This window comes from Peptoniphilus sp. (assembly GCF_034090345.1).
Lineage (GTDB): Bacteria > Bacillota > Clostridia > Tissierellales > Peptoniphilaceae > Peptoniphilus.
On record NZ_JAXDSS010000071.1, the window covers coordinates 1 to 3,950 of the forward strand.

A 3,950-nucleotide genomic window follows, 5' to 3' on the forward strand; every position below is an offset into this window, starting at 1 on the left:
CAGTTTTTGAACTGTTTTTTTCTTCAGTAGCTTTGTCTTTAGCACATGCTGTTAAAAATAAAAGACATATACATAAAAATAAAGCTGACTTTTTAAAATAATTTTTCAAAATAATTCCTCCTAAACGAAAAGTTTTTACAAACTATACGCTAACATAAAACGTTTCCATTGTCAATAATTCACAATATTTGTTCAAAAGTTATAAAAAATATAAAAAACAAATAAAAATTTTTGAAAAATTAAGTCCTGTCAGCTATTTTCCTTGACTTGAAGCGATAAGTACAATATAATTTAATGATTGAAAAGAAAGGGGTGAAGTCATGAAGAGAACTTTCCAACCAAAGAACAGAGCAAGAAAAAGAGAACATGGTTTTAGAGCAAGAATGAGAACTAAATCAGGAAGAAGAGTATTAAGTGCAAGAAGAAGAAAAGGTAGAAAAGTACTTTCAGCGTAAGTTGAATATAAAGGATTGTTATTTAAAAAAGAATAGAGATTTTCAGAGAGTATATTCTAAGAAGAGAACAGATGGAAATAAGACTTTCACGCTCTTTTATAAGAAGAATGGTTTAGAACACAAGAGAATAGGTTTTGTAATAACCAAGAAAGTCGCCAAAGCTGTTTGGAGAAATAAGATAAAGAGAAGGCTTAGAGAAATATACAGAGCTAATTTTGATGCTTTAAAAGATGGATATGACTATGTATTCATTGTAAAACATCAAGCTGTAGAACTGGAATATAAAGATTTAGAAAAGTCATTTCTTCATCTTGCAAAGAGGTTTGAAAAGAATGGTAAAAATAGCAAAGTTGTTAATTAGATTTTATCAAAACTATATTTCTAAATATATACTCGTGGGAAGTCATTGTAGATTTACTCCCACTTGTTCTGAATATGCCTATCAAGCCTATGATAAATATGGATTTTTTAAGGGAACTTACTTAGCGGTGAGAAGAATTTTAAAATGTCATCCATTTCATAAAGGCGGATACGATCCTTTAGTATAAGGAGGCAAGATGACCTACATTAGTAGTATCTTGGGAAGATTTCTAAAGCTTATATATGATGTATTAGCAGGTGTCTTCCCGCAAGAACCGGCGAGTATTTCTTTTTATGCACTAGCTATAATTATTGCAACAATAATTATAAAGGCAGTTGTATTACCGGTTAATATTCACATGATGAAAAGTCAAAAGAAGATGGCTGAGTTACAACCTGAAATACAAAAGTTACAAAAGAAATATAAGAACGATCCACAGACACTTGCTGTAAAACAACAACAACTGTATAAAGATGCAAATTATAACGCACTTTCAGGTTGTCTACCTATGATTATTCAATTAGTAATCTTAATGGCATTCTATAGAGTGTTTATGTATCCGGAGAAATTTGCTTTCACTGATAAAGTAATGTTTGAAAGTATGAATAAAAATTTCTTTTATCTGAAAACTTTATCTTCGACAGATAAAACTATGATATTACCATTAATAGCAGCATTTACAACTTTCCTTACTTCATTTTTAGCAAGCAAGAGTCCTGCAAATGCAGCAGCTAATAATCCAAAAGCTCAATCAATGAATACATCAATGATGGTAGTTATGCCTATAATGATTTTTATGATGGGAAGAAATTTCCAATCAGCACTTACTTTATATTGGACTGTAAGTAATATATTTTCAGCAGTACAACAATATATAACAAATAAAGTTATAGCGCATGAAGTGGCGGAGGAAATTAAATGAATTATGTAATCAAAACAGCAAAAACTGTAGATGAAGCCGTAAGTCAGGCTCTAATAGAATTGAATATAAACAGAGAAGATGCTCAAATAGAAGTAATTGAAGAATCTTCAAAAGGTCTTTTTGGACTAATAGGTTCTAAAAATGCAACAGTAAAAGTTTCTAAGATAGAAGCTACAGAAGACATCTTAAAAGAAATATTCACCGAATCAGAGAAGAGCCAACCAACAGATGAATTTGAAAACAAAGTATCGACTGAAGAAATTACAACTTCAATACAAGAAGCAGAAGATAGTACTGATAAAAAATCAGCAATTTCTGGAGAAATAGAAGAAATCAGTCGAGAATTTTTAGATAAGGTACTTAATTCACTTGGAATTGAAACAGATTTAGACATAAACTTTGAAAACAACGTCTTAAAAGTTGAAATAAAAGGTGATGAAGAAAAATTAGGTATAGTGATCGGCAAAAGAGGTGTAACTCTTGACTCAATACAATACTTATTAAGTCTTATCGTAAATAAAAATACAGATGAATACGTGAGAGTTCAACTTGATTCAAGTGGCTATAGACAAAAGAGAGAAGACACTCTTAAAGATTTAGCTCAAAAGATGGCATCCAAAGTCTTAAAGACCGGTAGAAATATCAAACTTGAACCAATGAATGCACACGAAAGAAAAATCATCCATGAAGCACTACAAGAGTATGAAGGAGTAATTACACATTCAGAAGGTAAAGACCCTTATAGAAAAGTAGTAATTCAAAAAGAAAGAAAATATTAAAAGTAGTCCCCAAAGCTTAGGCTAAGGGGATTTTTATATGTCTGTTAAATATGTTATCTTCAACTCACCTTTGCACTTGCTACATCTAACCTTGTCTTTATACTTGCTTTCTAATAGTTTTATAACTTTTCCCTTTTTAAAGTATTTGTATTCAAGACCACAATTTTTGCATATGACAATGTATTTAGGTGTGCCGGTGGTTTCTGAAATGTCGCCAAGCCTTGTGATATTGTATCCATATTTTGAATTTACTTTTTCAGCCATAGCTTTCCATTTTTTGCCGTGGTTAAAACAGCCTTCAACTGTGTGTAAGACTTCGTGAGCGATTGTATTTTTTAGAGCTTGTTCATTTGAAATATATTTTGTAATTCTAATTTCAAAGTCATAATTTCCATCTTTTATTTTGTTACAAGTTCCAAGCAATGTCTTATTTGATGTGAGTTTTACGCTTGGGTTAATTTTACCAACTTGTATACTAAGTTGCTCGATTTCAGATTTTACTTTTAATAGAGTTTCATCTGCGATTTTTTGAGTAATATACATAAATTACCTCTTTATTCATTATTTATGTATTATATCAAAAAAAGAAGTCAGCTGTTGATTAGCTAACTTCTAACAATAATTTATTCTTCAATTTTGTCGATAAAGAACATTTTGATAGCAGATATAACTTGAAGTATGAAGATAAATAATACTACGAATCCACCTGCTGCTGCAAGAGCTTTTACACCTGCAACTCCTTGTTCTCCTCCACCAAATGCAGCCATAATAATTGCAATAACACCAATTGTAGCACCCCAAAGAACTTTAAGTCTTCCTGGAGCTTCTGCTCCGATTGGAATATCTTTAATACACATAGAAGCTATATTATTAGCTGTGGCATCAGCAGAGGTTATAAATGAAATCAATATTATAAATAGATTTACAGGAACCAAAATTGCTGCTAAAGGAAGATGTTTCATAAATTCAAATAGACCCATTACAGCATTTGAATTTTGAATAATTCCTATAAGGTCAGCTTGACCTGTAAGTTGCATATTGATAGCTGTGTTTCCCCATACTCCAAACCAAATAATACCGAATACTGATGGTAAGATAAGGTTTACTATTAAACATTCTCTTATTGTTCTTCCATAAGAAATTTGCCCTAAGAATATACCTGTAACAGGAGCATATCCAACCCAGAATGCAAAGTCAAAAAGTGTCCAAGAACGAACCAAAGGTGCTCCACCTATATCTATAGGGTCAAGTCCCCATAACCAGAAGTTATGTAGCCATTCAGCCATACCTGCACTTGTGTTTCTAAGAATGAATAGCGTAGGTCCTGTAACTAGTAGTAATATTAAAACACCATAGTAGAAATAAGCATTTATATCGGCTAATTTTTTTAGACCTTTATCAAGTCCAACGTATGATGAAAGTGTGAACATAGC

At 31.4% G+C, this 3,950-nt stretch carries 7 protein-coding genes; 5 read left to right on the forward strand and 2 right to left on the reverse strand.

All coding sequences use genetic code 11. The annotated features are described in order from the left end of the window. Nucleotides 1-320: 320 nt before the first annotated feature. The 5 genes from rpmH to jag are packed head-to-tail and all read left to right on the forward strand — an operon-like array spanning nucleotide 321 to nucleotide 2,517. A complete protein-coding gene (gene rpmH / locus SOR77_RS06415; protein WP_040552137.1) occupies nucleotides 321-455 on the forward strand; it encodes a 50S ribosomal protein L34 in 135 nt (44 codons plus the stop codon). Beyond that, on the forward strand, nucleotides 415-816 hold the full coding sequence (gene rnpA / locus SOR77_RS06420) for a ribonuclease P protein component (protein ID WP_320636320.1): 402 nt from the start codon (nucleotides 415-417) through the stop codon (nucleotides 814-816). The genes rpmH and rnpA overlap by 41 nt, the downstream gene beginning before the upstream one ends. Continuing rightward, nucleotides 788-1,003: a membrane protein insertion efficiency factor YidD gene (gene yidD, locus SOR77_RS06425; RefSeq protein WP_004819613.1), complete on the forward strand. Its 216-nt coding sequence runs from the start codon at nucleotides 788-790 to the stop codon at nucleotides 1,001-1,003. The genes rnpA and yidD overlap by 29 nt, the downstream gene beginning before the upstream one ends. A gap of 9 nt (nucleotides 1,004-1,012) precedes the next feature. Then, the gene (locus SOR77_RS06430; protein WP_320636321.1) at nucleotides 1,013-1,738 is read left to right on the forward strand and encodes a YidC/Oxa1 family membrane protein insertase; all 726 of its coding nucleotides are present in this window, start codon (nucleotides 1,013-1,015) and stop codon (nucleotides 1,736-1,738) included. Beyond that, a complete protein-coding gene (jag, locus tag SOR77_RS06435) occupies nucleotides 1,735-2,517 on the forward strand; it encodes an RNA-binding cell elongation regulator Jag/EloR (protein ID WP_320636322.1) in 783 nt (260 codons plus the stop codon). Before SOR77_RS06430 ends, jag begins: the two co-directional genes overlap by 4 nt. Nucleotides 2,518-2,550: 33 nt before the next feature. Here jag and SOR77_RS06440 read toward each other — a convergent pair whose 3' ends face one another. Both SOR77_RS06440 and SOR77_RS06445 read right to left on the reverse strand, forming a co-directional pair. Continuing rightward, nucleotides 2,551-3,060, reverse strand: a complete 510-nt coding sequence (locus tag SOR77_RS06440) for a SprT-like domain-containing protein (protein ID WP_320636323.1) — start codon at nucleotides 3,058-3,060, stop codon at nucleotides 2,551-2,553. 80 nt (nucleotides 3,061-3,140) lie between these two features. Next, a partial coding sequence (locus tag SOR77_RS06445) for a BCCT family transporter (RefSeq protein ID WP_320636324.1) occupies nucleotides 3,141-3,950 on the reverse strand: 810 nt, incomplete at its 5' end.